The 19,331-nt window shown below is 41.3% G+C and carries 13 protein-coding genes; 5 read left to right on the top strand and 8 right to left on the bottom strand.

The window, feature by feature from the left end; genetic code table 11:
• The first annotated feature begins 3 nt into the window (after positions 1-3).
• Entirely contained in the window at positions 4-2,256 is a 2,253-nt protein-coding gene (locus AB6T38_RS12590) for a TonB-dependent receptor (RefSeq protein ID WP_372547653.1), read from the top strand.
• 316 nt (positions 2,257-2,572) lie between these two features.
• The gene (locus AB6T38_RS12585) at positions 2,573-3,769 is read left to right on the top strand and encodes an Nramp family divalent metal transporter (RefSeq protein ID WP_372547652.1); all 1,197 of its coding nucleotides are present in this window, start codon (positions 2,573-2,575) and stop codon (positions 3,767-3,769) included.
• 26 nt (positions 3,770-3,795) lie between these two features.
• Here AB6T38_RS12585 and AB6T38_RS12580 read toward each other — a convergent pair whose 3' ends face one another.
• A complete protein-coding gene (locus AB6T38_RS12580; protein WP_372547651.1) occupies positions 3,796-4,923 on the bottom strand; it encodes a MalY/PatB family protein in 1,128 nt (375 codons plus the stop codon).
• Positions 4,924-4,986: 63 nt separating this feature from the next.
• Positions 4,987-5,355, bottom strand: coding sequence for a response regulator (locus tag AB6T38_RS12575; protein ID WP_372547650.1), 369 nt, complete (start codon positions 5,353-5,355; stop codon positions 4,987-4,989).
• Between the two features lie 224 nt (positions 5,356-5,579).
• On the opposite strand from AB6T38_RS12575, the gene AB6T38_RS12570 reads away from it, so the two are divergent.
• Positions 5,580-5,807 carry a DUF2892 domain-containing protein gene (locus AB6T38_RS12570; protein ID WP_372547649.1) on the top strand — a complete coding sequence of 76 codons (228 nt, stop codon included), beginning with the start codon at positions 5,580-5,582 and terminating at the stop codon, positions 5,805-5,807.
• On the opposite strand, the gene AB6T38_RS12565 is transcribed toward AB6T38_RS12570, so the two are convergent.
• The 3 genes from AB6T38_RS12565 to AB6T38_RS12555 all read right to left on the bottom strand — a co-directional run bounded on the left by AB6T38_RS12565 (position 5,808) and on the right by AB6T38_RS12555 (position 10,816).
• On the bottom strand, positions 5,808-8,183 hold the full coding sequence (locus AB6T38_RS12565; RefSeq protein ID WP_372547648.1) for a DNA polymerase II: 2,376 nt from the start codon (positions 8,181-8,183) through the stop codon (positions 5,808-5,810).
• A 126-nt stretch (positions 8,184-8,309) separates the two neighbouring features.
• Positions 8,310-10,217, bottom strand: a complete 1,908-nt coding sequence (locus AB6T38_RS12560) for a diguanylate cyclase (RefSeq protein ID WP_372547647.1) — start codon at positions 10,215-10,217, stop codon at positions 8,310-8,312.
• A gap of 125 nt (positions 10,218-10,342) precedes the next feature.
• Positions 10,343-10,816, bottom strand: coding sequence for a histidine phosphatase family protein (locus tag AB6T38_RS12555; protein WP_372547646.1), 474 nt, complete (start codon positions 10,814-10,816; stop codon positions 10,343-10,345).
• Positions 10,817-11,062: 246 nt separating this feature from the next.
• Here AB6T38_RS12555 and AB6T38_RS12550 point away from each other — a divergent pair, with 246 nt between their 5' ends.
• Positions 11,063-11,902, top strand: a complete 840-nt coding sequence (locus AB6T38_RS12550) for a DUF2797 domain-containing protein (protein ID WP_372547645.1) — start codon at positions 11,063-11,065, stop codon at positions 11,900-11,902.
• An 81-nt stretch (positions 11,903-11,983) separates the two neighbouring features.
• Here AB6T38_RS12550 and AB6T38_RS12545 read toward each other — a convergent pair whose 3' ends face one another.
• Complete coding sequence (locus AB6T38_RS12545; RefSeq protein ID WP_372547644.1) at positions 11,984-15,088, bottom strand: efflux RND transporter permease subunit; 3,105 nt, start codon at positions 15,086-15,088, stop codon at positions 11,984-11,986.
• Complete coding sequence (locus tag AB6T38_RS12540; protein ID WP_372547643.1) at positions 15,088-16,128, bottom strand: efflux RND transporter periplasmic adaptor subunit; 1,041 nt, start codon at positions 16,126-16,128, stop codon at positions 15,088-15,090. Before AB6T38_RS12540 ends, AB6T38_RS12545 begins: the two co-directional genes overlap by 1 nt.
• 797 nt (positions 16,129-16,925) lie before the next feature.
• On the opposite strand from AB6T38_RS12540, the gene AB6T38_RS12535 reads away from it, so the two are divergent.
• Complete coding sequence (locus tag AB6T38_RS12535; protein ID WP_372547642.1) at positions 16,926-18,716, top strand: hypothetical protein; 1,791 nt, start codon at positions 16,926-16,928, stop codon at positions 18,714-18,716.
• A gap of 37 nt (positions 18,717-18,753) precedes the next feature.
• Here AB6T38_RS12535 and AB6T38_RS12530 read toward each other — a convergent pair whose 3' ends face one another.
• Entirely contained in the window at positions 18,754-19,299 is a 546-nt protein-coding gene (locus AB6T38_RS12530; RefSeq protein WP_372547641.1) for an ATP-binding protein, read from the bottom strand.
• Positions 19,300-19,331 lie beyond the last annotated feature (32 nt).

The following is a 19,331-nucleotide window of genomic DNA, read 5'->3' as shown; positions in this document are numbered from 1 at the left end:
GTCTTGCTTTCGCACCATTATTCTAAACTTGCCAGTGCTACTATAATCGCTTTGGGTTTTTCATCTATTGTAAACGCTCAAACCAAACCGATTCAAAAAGACGAGCAGGAAATCGAAAAATTAATTATTACTTCAAATCCACTCAACCCCACAATTCTTGAATCCACGACCCCAGTTTCAATTATTGCAGGTGAAAACTTAGAATCGAGAATTGCACCTACTTTAGGCGAAACCTTAAAAAACGTACCAGGTGTACATAGTACCTATTTTGGTCCGGTTTCAAGTAGTCCTATTATTAGAGGCCTCGACGGTCCCAGAGTCAAGATCTTACAAAATAGCTTAGATGCGTCAGATGCTTCCAGAGTCGGCCCAGATCACACAGTTTCAACAGAGTCAGCCAATGCAACTCAAATAGAAGTTCTACGAGGACCTGCAACTTTATTATACGGTAGTGGAGCCATCGGTGGTGTTGTCAATATAGTTGATAATCGTTTGCCGGTGCAAAAACGCGATGAAATTGAAGGCAAAGTGAGTTATTTGCATGACTCAGTTTCCAGTGAAGATTTATTTAATCTAAATGTAGATGGCGGAAATGACACTGTTATGTGGCATTTTGACACTTTTGATAGAGAAACTGAAAACTATTCGATTCCAGGTTCCGCAGAGATTGACGGTACAGAAGACAGTGGAAAACTAGACAACTCATTTATTGATTCAAACGGATTTACCGCAGGTTTAGGCTGGGCATCAGACAACGCTAACGTAGCGTTTTCGTTCGGTCAATTAGAGAGCGAATATGGTATTCCGGGTCATTCTCATGAACACGAAGAAGATGAACACGATGAAGACCATCATGACGAAGATGAGCATGATGAAGACGAACATGAAGAAGAAGAGCATGAAGAGGAAGTCTTCGCAAGATTAGACCAAGACCGTTACCAATTTTTAGTTGATTTCCACGATTTGGACGGTTTTTTCAGCGAAATTAAGTTCCGCAGTGCTTACACAGATTATAGTCACAGTGAAATTGAAGACGGTGCTGTTGGCACAACCTTCAGTAATGAATCAGTTGAATCTCGTTTATGGGGTAAACATCGCAGTATTAATGGCTGGGAAGGTGTTATAGGTTTTAATTACACAAACAGTGACTTCTCTGCTTTAGGAGAAGAAGCCTTTACACCAGCGTCTGAAAGTGACTCATTCGCTCTGTTTGTACTTGAAGAAAAACACGTAGATGATCTGTTGTTCCAAATGGGCTTCCGCTATGAAAAAAGCGATATCTCGGTGGATAATAGCTTTTTCGAATCTTTCGCAGACGAACACGAAGAAGAGCATGGAGAAGATGATCATGACGAAGAAATTTTCTTTGATGATGAAAGCTATTCAGCTCTAAGTTTGTCAGCAGGGGTAGTTTGGAGCATTCAAGACAACGCAACGCTGTCATTTAATTATGCCCGCTCTGAAAGAGCACCTTCTGCCGCTGAAATTTATTCAAACGGTTTGCATATAGCCACAGGCACATACGAGCTTGGCGCTGGTTTTGATATTGAACTCGATGACGAAGAAGGTGAATATCACATAGTGCAAAATCAACAAGCTGTTGAAAAAGAAGTATCAAACAACCTGGATCTTACCTATCACCTTACAGGTGAAAACGTGGAAGCGACTTTTAGTATTTTCTACAACCAAATCGATAACTATCTATTCCAGCAAAACACCGGCTTTGCTTATGAAGATGGTCATATTCATAGTGAAGAGGAAGGTGAGGAAGAGCTAGGAGAAGAGCACGATCACGAACATGAAGAGTTAGCAATCTACCTATTCCGTCAACAAGACGCAGATATATACGGCTTTGAAGCTGAAATAGACTGGCATTTCAATGACCAAATTCGTTTAGAGACCTTCGCTGATATAACCAAAGCTGAACTAACTAGTGGTGAAAACCTACCTCGTATTCCACCTGCAAGAATTGGTTTCGGTTTACACTTTGAAAGTGATTATTGGCATGCTGAAGTAGGCGCGACCTATAACGCTAAACAAACGGATATCGCTGATTATGAAACAGAAACAGCAGGCTATACGTTAGTTAATGCCGCTTTCAACTATTACACCGATGTAGCTGACAATGAGTTAGTGCTGTTTGTTAGAGGCAATAACTTATTAGATAAAGAAGCGCGAGTTCATGCTTCGTTTATCAAAGATGTGGCACCTTTACCTGGTCGCTCTGTTGTCTTAGGAGCAAGATTAAACTTCTAATTATGACTTTGTCCCTAAGCCTTTAAATTGGCAACCCTACAGTGGTGTAGGGTTCTGGGACAGGTTCTTTTTTATCAACATCGTAACTCCCTTAGACGAGCAGATTTTTCGGCTGCAAAAAATACACACCTCCTGCCTATTACATTTGATAATTCCCATATAAGTCAATCGCGTAGAAGCACGTTACAACATCCTTAAGACAGTGCGTAAGTGACAACGATCCCTGGCTAAGTTAAGCTAAATGTTATTAATTGGCCCAGACTAATTTACACATAAAAGTGAATCTAGAAAGGATTTTAATCAACTTGGTATATTTATGAGAAAATTCGGTCCCGCGCTTTTAGTCACCGCAGCATTTATCGGTCCTGGCACTGTGACAACGGCTACCTTAGCAGGAGGTAATTTTGGTTTTACCTTGTTATGGGCGCTGGTATTTTCCGTTATCGCTACCTTTGTATTGCAAGAGATGGCGTCTCGTTTGGGGTTAGTAACGGGTAACGGATTGGCTGAAGCAATTAGTCAGCAATTTTCGGGAATTAATAGGGCACTGGCTATTTTGTTAGTGGTCAGTGCTATCGGTGTTGGCAACGCCGCATACCAAGGTGGTAATTTAACTGGCGCAGCTATGGGGTTAGCAGGTTTCTCTGGCGGCGAATTAACTCATTGGGTCTGGTTATTAGCCGCTGTCGCTACTGGCTTATTACTTACCGGTCAGTATAAGTGGGTTGAAAAATCCCTTATCGCTCTGGTTTTAATTATGTCTACCGTGTTTATCGCCACCATGGTCTTAGCTGGACCTAGTTTACTGGATGTCATTCAAGGTGCTTTGACCTTTGATTTACCTAACGGCAGTAGTTTAATGATAATGGCTTTAATAGGTACGACGGTTGTCCCTTATAACTTGTTCTTACATGCCAGTATTGTCGCGAAGAACGCGCCAAATGAAAACAATCTTGATACTGCGTTAAAAAACAATCGCATCGACAGTAGTTTGTCTATTAGCTTAGGCGGTTTGATTACATTATCTATATTGTCCTGCGCGGCAAGTACTTTTTTCGTCACTCAAACCCAAGTAGACGCTGCCAATATTGGCCAGCAACTGGCACCTCTATTAGGCGAATATGCGAATATATTTTTTGCTATTGGTCTGTTCGCTGCTGGGCTAACAAGTGCAATTACAGCCCCTCTAGCCGCCGCTTATGCTGTGACTGGCGCATTAGGTTGGAAAACAGAATTAACTGATATTCGCTTTAAATGTGTGTGGATTTCGGTAATGCTTGTGGGGGTACTTTTTGCCAGTAGTGGCATTAAACCCTTAGCCGCTATTTTATTTGCACAAGCAACAAACGGTTTATTGCTACCCATTATCGCTATTTTCTTGATCTGGACATTGAATGACAAACCCCTCATGGGTCGCCATAAAAATGGGCTTTTAGCGAATTTAGTGGGGGGAATAATTGTCGCATTCGTATCGATTTTGGGACTGTATAAAGTAGTTAGCGCATTTATTTAACTCATTACAGCCCCACAACCGTTGAACTAGGCGTTGAGTCGCTTGAACGCTTCTTCAAGCATACTTGTAGGACAACCAAAATTAATTCTAACAAATTGTTTATTACCAAAATCAACGCCTGCTGATGGCCCTACTCCTTTACTTTCGAAGTAAGATTGTGGGTCATCTAACCCTAAACCACTAGCGTCTACCCATGCTAAAAAAGTTGCCTCAACGTGCAATAATTTAAGGCCTTCCATTTGCTCTACTTGCTGCTCAATATAGGCTAAATTGCCACGTAAATAATCGAGTAGGTCCGCGTGCCATTGGTCACATAAAGTAAAAGCCGCCTCAGTAGCAACTAATCCCATCACATTCGCCCAAGACATAAAGCCCAGTGAGCCGGCAATAAATGCATCACGCAACTTGCTATCAGGAATAATCGCAAAAGCGGTACCTAAGCCAGCAACGTTAAAGGTTTTACTCGCCGCCATTAAGGTAACCGAATTATGCTCAAGACCTTTGAAGTTGCCTGCAGGTAGATGTTTTTTGGTTTCATCGAGAACGAGGTCACAATGAATTTCATCTGAACATAAGGTGACATTATGGTTACTACAAATTTGCGAAATTTTTGTCAGTTCTGCTTCAGTTAATACAGAACCGACTGGATTCATAGGGTTGCAAAGAATAAATAACTTGCACTTAGGATCTCTTGCCTGCTCTTCCAATTGGACAAAATCTAAAGTCCATCGACCGTCAACTTCAACAGTATCAATTTCGATGCTATTAAGACCGCTTAAACTAGGAGCTGCTAGTAGCGGTGGATAATTGGGCGTTTGAATCATTACTGAGTCACCCACTTCACAATAAGCTTTGCAAGCTACGTTAAAAGCAGGGACCACACCTGGCGTCCACACAATCCAAGATGGATCAATTTGCCAATCGTGTTTGTCGTTTAACCAGCGAACCACGGCTTGGTTTGCAGGGGTGTATTGTGACGGAAAAGTATAACCAAACAAACCATGTTCCACACGTTCTTCCAGAGCGGATTGTATTGCTTTTGGGCTAGCAAATTCAGTATCTGCAATCCACATTGGAATAATATCTTTGCCTTTGTACTTTTCCCATTTTAATGCATGTGTAGCGGTTCTATCGATGACATCATCAAATTGCATAGTTGCTCCTTTTAAAAATTTACTTAATAAAGACGGTATAGCACACGATAAGAATAAACTTAGTTATTTCAATAACTTGGCAACTCTATCGGTTAAATCGTGGTTTTTGAAGGGTTTAGCAATAAATTCTGAAGCACCTGCTTTTTTAGCTGACATCACCAGATCTCTAGTCGCTGTTCCCGTGACCATCAAGAAAGGTAAATCTAGCCGTTTAGATCGGACAGTCTTCAACATGTCAATTCCATCGTATTCAGGCATTTGCCAATCACAAATAACCAAATCGATTTTATTCATGTCATTTTTATCAATATAGCTTACAGCATCAGTGGCATTATTTAAGGCAATGACTTCGCCTTCAACAAATTCTTCTAAAATCAGCTGTATTAATTCTAAGGTAATTTGATCATCATCAATTACAAGTATTCTGTGCATCAACTCAACCTAACAGCATAAAAACATTCAGTGCATAATATACTCTTAATGACAAATATTCATATTGTAAAAAAGTCTAATACTATAACTTTAATTATTTCTAAAATGTTTACGCCATGAATTATGCATTAATTCTTCCTTAAAAAGTCTATATGTTGATTCAGATCAACATCAATTAACGCTATAAAGCTAAGATAGATGCATAGGATTTAGGAGATAAAAAAATGAAACAAAATGTTGGCATATTAGATACTACAATTCGTTCAGTCTTAGCACTTGCACTTTTAGCGATTGCCGTTGAAGGTTTGTTTGGCCCCACAATTAGTATTGTACTCGGTGTAATGGGAGCGGCATTGTTTTACACCAGCAGTTTTGGTTTTTGCCTAATTTATAAGTTGTTGGGAATTGATACATACCCTGACTTCAAAGACGATTCTTATCACCCACAATAGTCAAAATAGCCCTAATTGATTACTGGTGATGTCTTCAAACGAAACATTTATGAAAGGTAAGATCCCTTCAGCGATGGGTCTGATTTGCTTATCAATATAGTGTTCATAGTCTAAGGGCGAACTGATGTAATCCACAGGTTGTGGACCATCTATAGTAATCACGTAACTTATCCAGCCTTTATTTTGATAGCGTAATGGTTTATTAAGCTGCTTGTTTTGTTCATCGGCAATGCGGGCAGCTTTAACGTGTGGCGGTACATTTTTAGTGTATTGAGCCAATGGTTGACGTAGGCGCTTTCGGTATACTAATTGTTCATCACATTTACCAGACCTTATACTACCCATAATATCTAGCAAGTAAGCACTCACATCCTGATTGGCAAATACCATTTTATAAAGTGTAGGTTGAAACCCTTTAGCCAGCTTCGTCCAGTCAGAACGAACCGTTTCTAAGCCTTTAAATATTAACTCCGGTGGTTTGTTGGAAAGGTGTTTTAAACCCGCATAGCGTTTCTTACTGCCCGTTTCGGCACCACGAATGGTGGGCATCAAAAAGGTTGAAAACAAGGTTTCGAACTCTATTTCTAGATAGCACGGCAAATCGAGTTCATCTTGAATTTTATGATGCCACATTTGATTAATTTCTTGTTCCAAAGCTTTGCCAATTTCTAGCGCTTGTTCTGTTTGCTTAATATTCTCTAGCCACACAAAGGTCGAGTCAGTATCGCCATAAATAACTTTATAACCTTTATCTTCTATCCAGGCAGCGGTAGTTTGCATTATTTCATGACCGCGCATTGTTATCGAACTGGCTAAGCGAGTGTCATAAAATGGACAGCCTCCAGATCCTAAAACACCGTAAAACGAATTCATTATAATTTTAATGGCTTGGGAACGAGCAGAATCTTGTTGCCGCTTAGCCTCATCTCGTTGTTGCCATAAGCTGGTAATAATATCGGGGAGAAAGTGCTTTTCTCTGGCAAACATTCCGCCACGAAACCCAGGGATGGCGTTGTCAGGCTCTAATAACCCCTCCACAAGTCCTAGGGGATCAATTTTGAAGGTACGGATAATTGAAGGATAAAGACTCTTAAAATCAAGTACCAGTACATTCTTATATAAGCCTGGGTGTGAATCCATCACATAGCCACCGGGACTTGCTAACCCGCCATTTACAGGTCGGTTGGGAGATACATAACCAGCTCGATGAAGTTTTGGTAAATAAAGATTAATGAATGCAGCGACAGAACCACCCATTTTATCTAGTTCTAGTCCCGTTAATTGACTACGTAGCACCAAATAGCTCACTAAGTTAGTGTGGGCAAAGACGTTCTCCGCCAGCACACAATCTTGCAGGTTATATTTTGCGAGTTTTATTTTATTGTGGTGGAAGTCATGAGTAATCGCGGCAACCCGATTGTCTACGTCAGTGGTGTCTTTGCCTTCTCCTAAAAGTGCTTGGGCGACATTCTCTAAACTGAAACTATCAAAATGGTATGTAGCGGTTTTTAAGCTATCAATACCATCTATTACCACTCTACCAGCAATATTCATGAAGGCTAAGTTACTGTCATTACGTGACTCGCGCCAGTAAACATCGCTTCCATCTCGACCAAGGCGTAATCTCACATTTAATTTTTTGGCTCTTTGGGTCAACACCTTAAAGTCAAAGTTAATCACATTCCAACCAATAATAAGATCAGGATCGAAATCAGCAATGGCGATATTTAACTGCTCCATCAGTTGTTTTTCATCTGTGACCCAAGTTATCCAATCTTGCGTACCTTCAGGTTCACCGATCATAATCACGTTCTGAAAGTCACCGCTAGAAAGCCCGATAGAGTATAGTTCCCCCTCCATACTGCATTCAATATCGAGTGATAACACTTTTAATGTAGGAATATAATCAGCTGGTTTAAGGCGCGCATTTTTTAAGGAAAGATAACCACTCTTAATCGTTACTTGGTTGCTTTGCATGTCGCCGGTAAAAAAAGCTCCCGCACAAATAAACCGTTCCATCATATACCTATCTGATGCTCGTATATCATTTTCAAAAGACGGAATCTGGGCAACATTCAGTACATCTCTGGCACGATAAAAAGATGCTGTTGTTGAGAAATAAACAGCATTAACAGGCACTTGTTCAAAGGTTTTTAGCTCAACAGGTTTGAACTGAGCAATCAGCCCTGCTTGGTTTATTAGTTTCTTAGCTGTAGATACATCTTGATTTGCTAAAAACATCACCGGCTTTTGTTGCTCAGTGATTAGCTTAACCGGCCCTTGCTCGGTACTCAACCAAAACTCGATATATGAACATCCACTTCGTTCTATCACTTTGCGGGTGAGAATAAACCCTTGCTGCGGGACTTGTTGCAAAAGTGGAAAGGCTCCCAAGGACGGCTCTGAAAGGTCAAATTGTACAGCCTAGGCGGATTTCAATCCAGACTAAAGATTTTTGCCTAATTGGTATTTTGGAAAAGTTTCTAAAGCAAACAATTAACTTTATAGGGCTAGTTGCATAGAAGAAGGATTTTGATTATCGAAGAGCACTATCTGATCTCGACCACTTCCTTTAGCCTGATACAGCGCACTATCACATTGCAACATCAAATTTTCTAATGTCATTCCCGAAACATACTCTGTTAAGCCAATGGAGATAGATAGTGTGAGGCCATTCAAGTCAAACGATATGGGTAACTTTTTGACGTTATGTGACAGTAACTTTAGTGTCTGTTCAGCATCATTTAGTGACGTGTGGGGGAAAACTATAACAAATTCCTCGCCGCCAATTCGCCCCATCACATCCGTCTGACGAAAAGTATCTTGGCATAATTTCCCAAACTGGGTTAACACCTCATCACCTGAAGCATGACCAAAGGTATCATTTATTTTTTTGAATAAATCGATATCTATAATGGCAACTGACAACTGAAATTTATGGCGATGAGCTAAATCAATCTGCTTTTGGAGTAATTCCAGAGCATTTCGACGGTTGGCCAGTCCAGTTAAACCATCAACATTTGCTAGCTCCTCTAATTTGGTTCGATTTTGTATCGTGCGATAAACCATCACAACTAACAGTCCGCAAATAATCAACGTGGCTCCAAACAGCATGAGTAGTTGCAAGTTTTTAGTTTCTACATCGTTAATACTGATTTGTTGTGACGCGTTTTTTTGCTCCAACAGTTTATTTTCACGATCTTTAATTTCAATTTCGTATTTGGCGCGCAAACTGTGCAATTGTTGCGTACTTTGTTGGCTTAAAATGCGTTGTTTTAAAGAAACGGTCGAATCTAGCAGTTCGAATGCCTGACGATGCTTACCCTCCAACGCTAATAATTTTGCATTCATTTCTTCAAGTGAAATTTTTTGTAGTGGCATTTGTTCTGGGTCGACGTTAGCCTGAGCGGCAGCTAAATATTGCTTGCCAAGTTCAATATTCTTTTCTGCGATAGCCAAACGTAGTAACGACAAATTGGTATCGAGAAGCATATATACATTCTGGCTTTTTTGAAAAATACTAGAAGCCTGTTGTAACTTTGATTTGGCCTCTATAAATCTTTTTTCTGATAGCAATATCCCAGCTAACTCTTTCAAAGCATAAGCAACACCTTGTTCATCCCCTACTTGCTCAGCTAAATCTTGCGACTGTTGGAGTTGCGCACGTCCAATTTCGATATTTCCAATGTTTTTATGTGCCCTTCCTAAACCGTATAGCGCAATACTCAATTCTAAATAGTTTTGATTTTGCTCATGAAAGCGCACAGCCTCCTGAAAAAACGGAATGGCAAGGGCATCTTCCCTTCTATATTCATAAACCAAAGCCAAGACACCAGCAACATCTCCTTGACTATGTAGCTCAGTTTGAGGAGCCAACTCATAGGCCAATTGCAGATCACTTAAGGCACTTTGGTAATCTACCAGAGAAATGGCAATTAGCCCTCTGACATATAAAGCGCTAACTCGTAAATTGATATCCTTGTTTAGCTCCGCCCAAACTAACGCGGCATTGCTACCTGCTAACCCCTCTTTAGGTTTTCCTGAGAGGTCCAATGCGCGTGCTTCGTTGAGCATAGTCATATGAAATAACCAAGGTTGTGTACTTGAGTCAATGAACGTCAGAGCAGTTCTAGCATGTTGCAAAGCTTCTTTAGGGTAGGTAAGGGAATAGTAAACTATACTTAATACAGAATGATATTGGCCATGCTGTAGATAGCTTTGCTCTTGAGTTGGAGTTTGTTTAAGTAACTTTTGCAACACTTCTGTAGGGGCTTTTGCGGTTTGAAGTATCAACTCTTTGTAAGGCGATTGCCACATATAAATAGGCTCAGCTTCCGCTTTGAAGCTGCTAAAGAAAGTTGTCAGCAAAATAGAGAACAAGGCAACTTGAAGCCATCTAACATGGTACAAATGTGTTCCTTAAATAAAGCTAGATAAAAATAGGGTTTTCATTGTAGAACAATTTTTATGCAAAATAGTATACTATTTTTTTTCTAACCCGTATTTATTGACTGTTAAACATACTTTAAAAGAATTTAGTTAGACGGGATCATGACACTGTTAGTTTCTACATTGTCTTCAGAAATTTTCAAAATAAACAACTCACCGTACTCACTTTCATCAATTTTTTTCGAAGCTCCACCCAATAGTGAAACTAATGAGGGAGTGGTATTACTGTGACCGACAATAAGCACATTACGTTGAAGAGATTGAATAGTCTCTGCAAAAGTGGCTAATTGTTTAGGCGAGTAGAATTGTATTTCTAACCCAGAAGCCTGTGCGAAAGGCTGTGCGGTTTGTTTAGTTCGGTGATATTTCGTTGAGTAAATATGTTGAATATTTTTCGACAGTAAATAATCAGTAAGTGCATTGGCACGGGCTTGACCTTGTTGGGTTAGTCCCGGATCAGTACCACCTGATAGCTTTTCAAAATGTCGGATAAGATATAGGTCATAACAATAGCCATTTATAGGTAATAACATTAACGCTGCAAAAATCAATTTAATCATAGTTATCTCCACGCCTATTGTTTACCGATAGACTATTATTTTAAACACTAAGTTAACCTGAAATTTAACCGAACAACACACTAAAGCTGTATCTTTGTATAACAATCGCATTTGCTTTTTGATATCAAGTTAAGATTCTATTAGCATGCGTCACTTTATAGAGTGAGCCGATTCTGGTTGGTTCACCAATAGACTCATTATTCTGACGGCGATTAATTGCGCCCAATAAACTAAGAAGTAACGTTAATGCCCATTTATTCTGGAAATATTCGCAAAATGCACGGTGAAGCTGAGATTGGCTCAACGGTTGAGTATAGATTACCCATTGGTGATTCACATATCAGCATGAATTCGTTGATTGGATCCTCTGTGAAAGTCACCCATACAGGAGTGATTAATTGTATTCACTGCAATAACAAAACCAAAAAGAGCTTCAATCAAGGCTATTGTTATCGCTGTTTAATGAAACTAGCCCAATGTGATACTTGTATAATTAAGCCGGAAACCTGCCATTACGATCAAGGTACCTGTCGGGAGCCGCGATGGGGTGAAGATAACTGCATGAGCGACCACTTTGTGTATCTAGCCAATACAGGTACGTTAAAAGTGGGCATCACTAGGCATGTTAGCGACGGAGTTTCAAGCCGCTGGATTGATCAAGGTGCCACCCAAGCCATCCCGATTTTACGGGTTAAAAACCGATTACTCAGTGGTTTAGTGGAAACGGTTATTAAGCAACATATTGCTGATAAAACCAATTGGCGCACAATGTTAAAAGGCGAACCAGAGCAAGCTGACTTAATCGCCATGCGCGAGCACCTATTTGGTTTGGTAGAGATGGAGTTAGACGATATTGGCTCTCAATATGGTATCCAAGCAATCAGCTTAATCGATATGCCTGCCATTGATATTCAATACCCCGTAAGTGAATATCCGAGTAAAATAAAGTCAATTAATTTGGATAAAGAGTTGGAATTTGAAGGGGTCTTAAATGGCATTAAGGGTCAATACTGGCTATTGGATAATGACCGCGTGATTAATATGCGCAAATACTCTGGTTACCATTTAGAGATTGCTACGAATTAATCTATCTCAAAATAGCTAACAATACAGTTAGCAGTGGCAGACCACAGCTTATACTGTGCATCTGCCATCAACAGTGAACAATTAATCTACAGCGAGACCGGCCTCACTGGCTTTATCTAACTCTTCATCTAGTCGTTTGGCTTCATCTGCTCTGGGTTTAGTAAACCTCGCCAGACCTAAATACAATACAGGCGTCAGATACAAGGTGAATACGACGGCAATGCCAAGACCACCAAATACAACCCAACCAATAGCATTTCGCGCTTCAGCCCCTGCCCCTGTGGATAAAATCAGTGGCAACCCACCTAAAATAGTAGACACCAGTGTCATCATAATCGGCCTTAGTCGAACTTTGCCCGCTTCGATAATGGCTTGATACACACTGTACCCTTGGTCACGCATTTGATCAGCAAACTCCACCAGCAAAATACTATTTTTAGCCAATAAACCAATCAACATAACCAAGCCAATTTGCGAATATATATTGATGGAAATTCCTGTGATGTATAAGGCGAATAAGGCTGCTGCAATACCAAAAGGCACGGTTAAAATAACCACTACTGCGCTATTCACACTTTCAAACTGTGCGGCCAGCACCAGAAGTACGATGATGAAGGCCAATACATAGGTCATTAGGACTTGTTGAGAAGTCTCTTCGAATGTTTTGGCTTCACCAAGAAACACTAAACCTATTCCTGGAGGCAGAGATTCTTGAGCGAGTTGACGAATACTATCCACTGATGTTTGCATTGACGAATCATCAATTAATTCTAATTCCAATTTAATCGAACGCCGTTGAGCATGACGTTCAAGTTCAGATGCCACTCCTTCTTCGGTAATATAGGCGAGGCTAGATAGTGGCACTAACCCACCATTGTTTGAAGATACGTAGAGATTAGTAAGATCTGAAGGATTGGCTAAATTCGCATTAGATGCCTGCAAAATGATGGGAATGGCTTGATCACCCACATTTAAATCGGCGATGTCATCACCATTGATCGCCGCTCTTAAGGTGGTGGATATATCTGAAAATGACACCCCTAGCTCTTCTGCTCGACGTCTATCTATATTCACTCGCAATTGTGGTTGAGTAGGTTGATAGGAAATTTGTATATCACCAAAGCCTGCAAGCTGTTGCTCGATTTTCTCTTTAAAATCTAGCGCGGCCTGATAAATTTCAGCATATTCTTCGCCGGTCAAAGCAAGTTCTAAACCACCACCTTGGCCCCGTAAGTTAAGGCTGTTTGAACCAAAAGCACGACCAGGAGCGCCAGGAATTGTTCCAACCTCAGCCTGTAGCTGTTTAATAATTTGTTGTTGAGACTGACTACGTTGATCCCAGGGGACTAACGGAGCTGTAATAAACACAATATTCGGATCCCACTGTCCAACTACTGTATAAATTGATTTTACTTCCCCTTCTTCAACATAGGGCATCAAGGCATTTTCCATTTTCATGGCTTGACGATCCATAAAGTTTACCCCAACCCCATCAGGACCTCGGGCAAAAATACGAATGTTGCCGCGATCTTCACTAGGCAGCAGCTCATTATCTAAAGATTGATATAAATAGCTGGCATATGCTGCAGCGGCCAATGAAAGCAATACGATTAACCAACCGAAACGTAGGCTCCAGGCTAGGCTGCGCTCATAACCTCGCCCGCACCACTGGCCAAAGCCCCCCAAAAAGTGCTTAGTATTTTGTTTAATTGGCAGTCTTGCTGTTAATGCAGGCACAAGGGACAGAGCCACAAAGGATGAAATAATCACCGAACTAGCTAACACACCACCAAATTCGCGAAACAAACGCCCTGCCGTTGATGGTAAAAAAGCGATAGGGATAAATACAGCTGCCAATACGGCTGTTGTGGCGACTACGGCAAAAAATACTTCACGACTGCCAATTACCGCTGCCGCCCTAGCTCCCAACCCTAAAGAGCGCCGGCGTTGGATATTTTCAGACACCACTATGGCATCATCCACGATCAACCCCGTAGCCAAAACCAAGGCTAGCAGGGTAAGAATATTGATGGAGAACCCCAACATCCACATCACCGCCAAGCCCCCAACTAAGGAAACCGGTATCGCCAATGCCGGTACTATGGTGGCGCGACCTGAGCCAATAAACACCCACAAAGTCAACACCACCAAGGCGATTGTAAATGTTAATGAGGTAATAACTTCTTCCACAGAGCCCCGAATAAATTCCGCATCATCGGAGGTAACCACGATAGTTAGCTCAGGGAATCGCAACTGCTGTTGCTTCACCATATTGAGCACTTCATTGGAAATTTCGATGGTGTTGGAACTAGCTTGACGTAATACCCCCAAACCAATCACGGGCGTACCGTCAAGACGCACTAAACTTTGGGCATCCGCCGGTCCAAAGTATACACTCGCCACATCTGCGACTCGGGTATCCCCCCGAATAACGATATTTTCCACTTGATCGGTAGTTACCGACGTTGCATCAGCCCGAACTATTAGGGTTTGGTCGGTTGATCTAAGACTACCAGCAGGAACGTCGAACGGGGCTAACCGCAAGGCATCGGCAACATCAGTAACGGATAGGCCAAAACTGGTTAAGCGTAATGGATCTATGGTGACTCGCAGGACCCGTTCTCTATCGCCATTGAGCCGCACATCTGCCACACCTGGAATGCTGAGAAACATAGGTGCCAAGTCGGTTTCCACCATCTCGGTCATCGCTTCCATACTCATGTTGTCACTGGACACGGCTAAACTTACTACCGCTTGAGCATCATTATCCGCTTTAATAATAGAAAGTCGCTCAACTTCATCAGGCAATTCACGTTGTACCCGACTAATGGCCTCCCGGGTTTCATTGGCGGCATCTTCTAAATTGATCCCTGGACGGAACTCCACAACGGTACGGGAGCCTCCTTCTTCACTTTGGGCTCGGATAGAGTCAACGCCGCTCACCCTTGCTATTGCCCCTTCTAATCGGCTGGTAACTTCCCTATCAACAGTTTCTGGTGAGCCCCCTGGATAGCTTGCTGATACTGTTAATCTGGGGCGATCAACATCAGGTAATTCGCGCACTTCAAGACCACTAAGCGCAGCAATACCTGCGATGATAATAAGTAAATTGATGACCACAATAAGCACAGGTCTGCGAACAGACAAAGAAGGCAGATCTTGTTGGTGATGGTTAGGCGTAGTCATTACTCTGTCTCCACTGCTCGAACTTCAACTGCCTGTCCAGGTCGTAAGCGCTGAATGCCCTCCACTATCAATTGCTCCCCTTCGTTAACATCTCCTTCGACCAAAAGATATCCGCGCATTCGTTGCTTAATTTGCACTTCAACTTTGTGAGCTTTGCCTTCCACCATCTTCCATATATAGGCGCCGGTTGCGCCCCAAGATAGTCCAGACTCAGGAATGATCGGATACGCTTGTCCTTGCACACTAATATTGACCCGAAAACTCATTCCGGGACGGTAATAATCTTCTTGGTTGTCTAAAATAGCACGAGCCAAAATAGTACGATCGTTATCATTAATTCTAGAATCTAACTGAGCGATTTCGGCCTCAAGTGTAGCGTCACGATTGGTCCACGGCTGCACTGTGACTAAGCTGTTTTGTCCCAAGGTATTGGCGGCAGATTCAGGGGCACGGAAATTAATAAATAACTGACTTCTGTCATCTAAGGTCGTGATCAGAGTTTGTTCAGTAATACGGTCGCCCACCTCAACATCAGTGAGCCCCACGTACCCAGTAAAAGGAGCAATAACCCGTCTATCTTGTAATTCAATTTCTGCGTCAATTACATCCATTTTAGCCAGTTCTTTCGCGGTTGAAGCAACATCTAAGGCACTTTCGGTAACCGCACCTTTACTGCGGCTTTGCTGCAACCGTGTTAAATTCCGCGTGGCATCAGCAAGTTGAATTTTAGCCCGTTGCAAAGCCGCTTTTTGTCGACGGGAATCCAACTCTAACAATACCTGACCATTAGTTACCTTTTGACCGGGCACAAAATTGACCGACACCACTTTATCTGCAGTTGCAGGAAAGATATCAACTGATTTCACCGCCTCTGCTGAGCCCACAGCTTCCACAGAAGAATTTTGTGTATCCAAGTGAACACGCTCAACAATAACCTCTGTTGGCCCTTTTGCTCCGTATTGCTGGGCACTGGCAGAACAACTAAGCAACAATGCCATCAATAAAATAGCAGGCAACAGTAATGTAGTGATGTATTTCATCCGTTTATTCACCATGTAATGTTTTGAAGTGTTACGAAACCAACGACTATTTTGATTTTATTTCCATAAAAAAATAGAAATCACGTTGGATGCTGTACTTATAAGCGTGTTAATCCAGCCTCGTTTAACCGTCGATGTATAGAAACCATTAGTCATTATTGGAATGTCATGAAACCATTACAAGTTGTTAATTTCAACCGAGCATAACGCAAAAAGAAGGCACTGGTCGAAATAGTTAACAATAAGCGAAGTTTGGCGAATCATAGAAAGACTAAAATGAGCGATTAAGCCTGCTGTTTAACGATATTTCCGCCTTTTCCCCGTGAAAACCATAGGGGAATTTTTTGCTTTAGTTTTCAATTCAATTGTTTTAGTGTAATTTGTTTGAGCGTATATAAATTCAGCTTAAAAGCTATGAATTAAGTGTATTACCACAAGGAATGACGATGAAGCTGGTTATTTTAATGTTATTAACGATTGCACTTTAAGGTTGTGCAAATACGACTTCAATTGAAAGTGATAAAGCATATATACAGGCATAAAAAATGGGAAGCCCAACAAAAATTGTCAACGTCAAAAGAATATGAACAAGCATAGATGCTGGAATCAATCCGCTTTTTTCAGAACTTGCGAAACAATTAGAGTTTACTCCCCCTCCTAAGGCCCCTCTCTAATATAAGTAGTGAAAATGGAGATTGACGCTTATAAAAATCCATTTCCTCGCGTATTTGGTCAATATAACTAAGCTAACCACGGGAGTGGTTACATAAATTGTTAATTTTATAATGGAAAATTTAATGAAAAAATTGATTGTCATGTTTGTGTTTGGCATTTTCCTAAGTGGATGTGCCACCTATGAAATCAAATCAACACGTTTAGATAGTAGTCAGCCTCTTGCACATAATCACGGTGTCGTTGCACTTCAAGTGATAAATAATACGGGCCGTTTAGCACCACTGCATGCTGGGTGGACCGAAGTAATTGCCATTAGAATGGACAATCATGAGCAAATTAAACAGGCTGCGATTGATGAGGCAAAAGAAAAAGCGGCAGCTAAAAACAAGCCATTCAATGCCGATGAGGTGGAGTGGGATCCTGATGCTTATACTTTTTCACCTAACTCTCAAGGTGTGGTAGATAGTCAGTTATTCGCGGGCAGCATGCCTGAAGGACAATACTTAATTGCTTCCCTTTATAGTTTTTATTCAGATGGCAATATGAGTTCTTGGCTAAGTATGCCAGTGTATGCTTCTGCGGGTACTTTTAACGTAAAGGCTGGTGAGTTTACCAATTTAGGAAGTTTGGTGTTTCAACCTTTGTTGAACATCAAAGAAACATCATTTTGGAGCAACCGTTCATCAAGTAAAGCTTATGTCACTCGCCTTAGTGACACAGAAAACCTTGAAAACTTTATTATTGAACACTTTCCAAATTTGGCCAGCAGCGTCAATTTTGCGCAACCTTTAGGTTGGGAAGAAGATAAATTCGCCCAATTCCGCGACAAATTAAGCCGTCTCTCCCGAAATAATGCCTATGGCAGTCAGGCCCTTATTTTACAAGAACATAGACAGCGGGCTGTAGCTTCAAAGTTTGGACAGTTGCACGTTGTCAATAATGACAATAGCTGGAGTCAGATTAACCTACCAACAAATGGACAACTTACCAGTGTTATCGAATTAAACGGCAAAATATTAGTTGGCTCTGAGCGCGGACAAGTATTTGTCAGTGATAGTTTGCAGGGAAGTTGGACAGCAACTCAACCAGTTTCCGCAACTGAATCGATTATTTGGTTTGGCAAAGCCAAAGATACCCTATTCGCAGTGACCGCTTCGGCGAAAAAGCACTTCTTTTACAGTATCAATAAAGAGGACTTAAGTTGGCACCACATCGGTGATTTTGAGCGCAAAAATCCCAATGATTTTTGGGTTCAAAACGGTGGGTTATTTCCAATATTAACTGCCGAGGGCCAACTAAGAGTACTCAACGATAATAAGCTTTATGATTTTGACGCCAATACCAATCAATGGAGTAGTGTGAAGTCCTTGCCAATGGTACAGGTGGCACAACTTGAGAATGGCGTTTTAGTTGGTTTAGAGGTTAGTCAGTGGGACGGAGTTGGCGATCAAGCCGTTAGCTTTGACTATGGACAAAACTGGATATCACTTAGCCGCAGCTTAAAGACCTTTGGAGACAATGGGACAGATCGCTCGTTACCTTTTGTACTAGATAACAAAACCCTAATCACCCTTGGACGACCCGATAAAACGGTTAAACAACTACAAATTATCAGTACTACTAGCAATGGTGAAGATGTTTCCAGAAAAGATTGGGTTATGCGTGGTACAGCTAAGGCCGATTGCGAAATAGCACTGCCCAAATTAACTCATGGACAACGCATATACTTCTTATGCGATCAGGGGCAAATCGTCAGTACCCATGATTTTGGTCAAACTTGGAATACTGACGTAGCAATGGATATTGCAGCTATGCAAGGGGAATACGAGAGTTTATTAACCGCCCTGAAAGCTGAAGATGAAAAAGAGGAAGAAAAAGAAGCGCTACATCAAGGGGCGTCTAAAGGTCAGTAAACAAGAAACAGGGCCCTAGGTTGATTAACCGATAAATCTATCTAGGGAGTATTGCCAGAGAATCCAGCAACACAACATCTGGCAGATCATTACGCTTTCTAAACAGCACTTGTTTGGCATCTCGAGCAGCAAATGCAGTATGTTCCGCTCGGGTTAGAAGAACAAACATTAAATCAATATTATGTTGCAAATCATCAACCACTAATATGCGTAATTTTGGAAGTTTAGTGGGTGCGAATTTTTCGAGTTTAACTTTTTCTCTGCACTTTTTAGGGGGAAGAATGAAACAAAAAGTTGATCCAACATAGAGTTGACTGGTTGCATAAATACTGCCGCCTATTAACTCAACTAACTGTTTACTTATTATGGTACCTAAGCCAGTGCCACCAGACCGGCGGCTCATGGTCTCATCCGCATGTTTAGACAATTTAATCGTTATATTTCCATTCTCGGTAAACGTGACTGCATCGCCCAAGAGATTCGTTAAAATTTGTCGAATCCTATCCGCTACACCATGGTAATTAGCTTTAATTTCATTGGCGATTTCGAGATCTATCGACAGCGCTTTTGTTTGAGCTTGCAAACAAAGTGTAGATACAAGAGCTTCAATCTCTT

Source organism: Aliiglaciecola sp. SL4, from assembly GCF_041538045.1.
In the GTDB taxonomy this organism is placed as follows: domain Bacteria; phylum Pseudomonadota; class Gammaproteobacteria; order Enterobacterales; family Alteromonadaceae; genus Aliiglaciecola.
The sequence above is the reverse complement of the archived record's forward strand: the minus strand, read 5'-3'. Positions and strand labels throughout refer to the sequence as shown.

Bases quoted from the DNA above. Each gene is read 5' to 3' on its own strand.
- AB6T38_RS12585 (WP_372547652.1), top strand. From the start codon at position 2,573: ATGAGAAAATTCGGTCCCGCGCTTTTAGTCACCGCAGCATTTATCGGT.
- AB6T38_RS12570 (WP_372547649.1), top strand. From the start codon at position 5,580: ATGAAACAAAATGTTGGCATATTAGATACTACAATTCGTTCAGTCTTA.
- AB6T38_RS12580 (WP_372547651.1), bottom strand. From the start codon at position 4,923: ATGCAATTTGATGATGTCATCGATAGAACCGCTACACATGCATTAAAA.
- AB6T38_RS12575 (WP_372547650.1), bottom strand. From the start codon at position 5,355: ATGCACAGAATACTTGTAATTGATGATGATCAAATTACCTTAGAATTA.
- AB6T38_RS12555 (WP_372547646.1), bottom strand. From the start codon at position 10,816: ATGATTAAATTGATTTTTGCAGCGTTAATGTTATTACCTATAAATGGC.
- AB6T38_RS12545 (WP_372547644.1), bottom strand. From the start codon at position 15,088: ATGACTACGCCTAACCATCACCAACAAGATCTGCCTTCTTTGTCTGTT.
- AB6T38_RS12535 (WP_372547642.1), top strand. From the start codon at position 16,926: ATGAAAAAATTGATTGTCATGTTTGTGTTTGGCATTTTCCTAAGTGGA.
- AB6T38_RS12550 (WP_372547645.1), top strand. From the start codon at position 11,063: ATGCCCATTTATTCTGGAAATATTCGCAAAATGCACGGTGAAGCTGAG.
- AB6T38_RS12540 (WP_372547643.1), bottom strand. From the start codon at position 16,128: ATGAAATACATCACTACATTACTGTTGCCTGCTATTTTATTGATGGCA.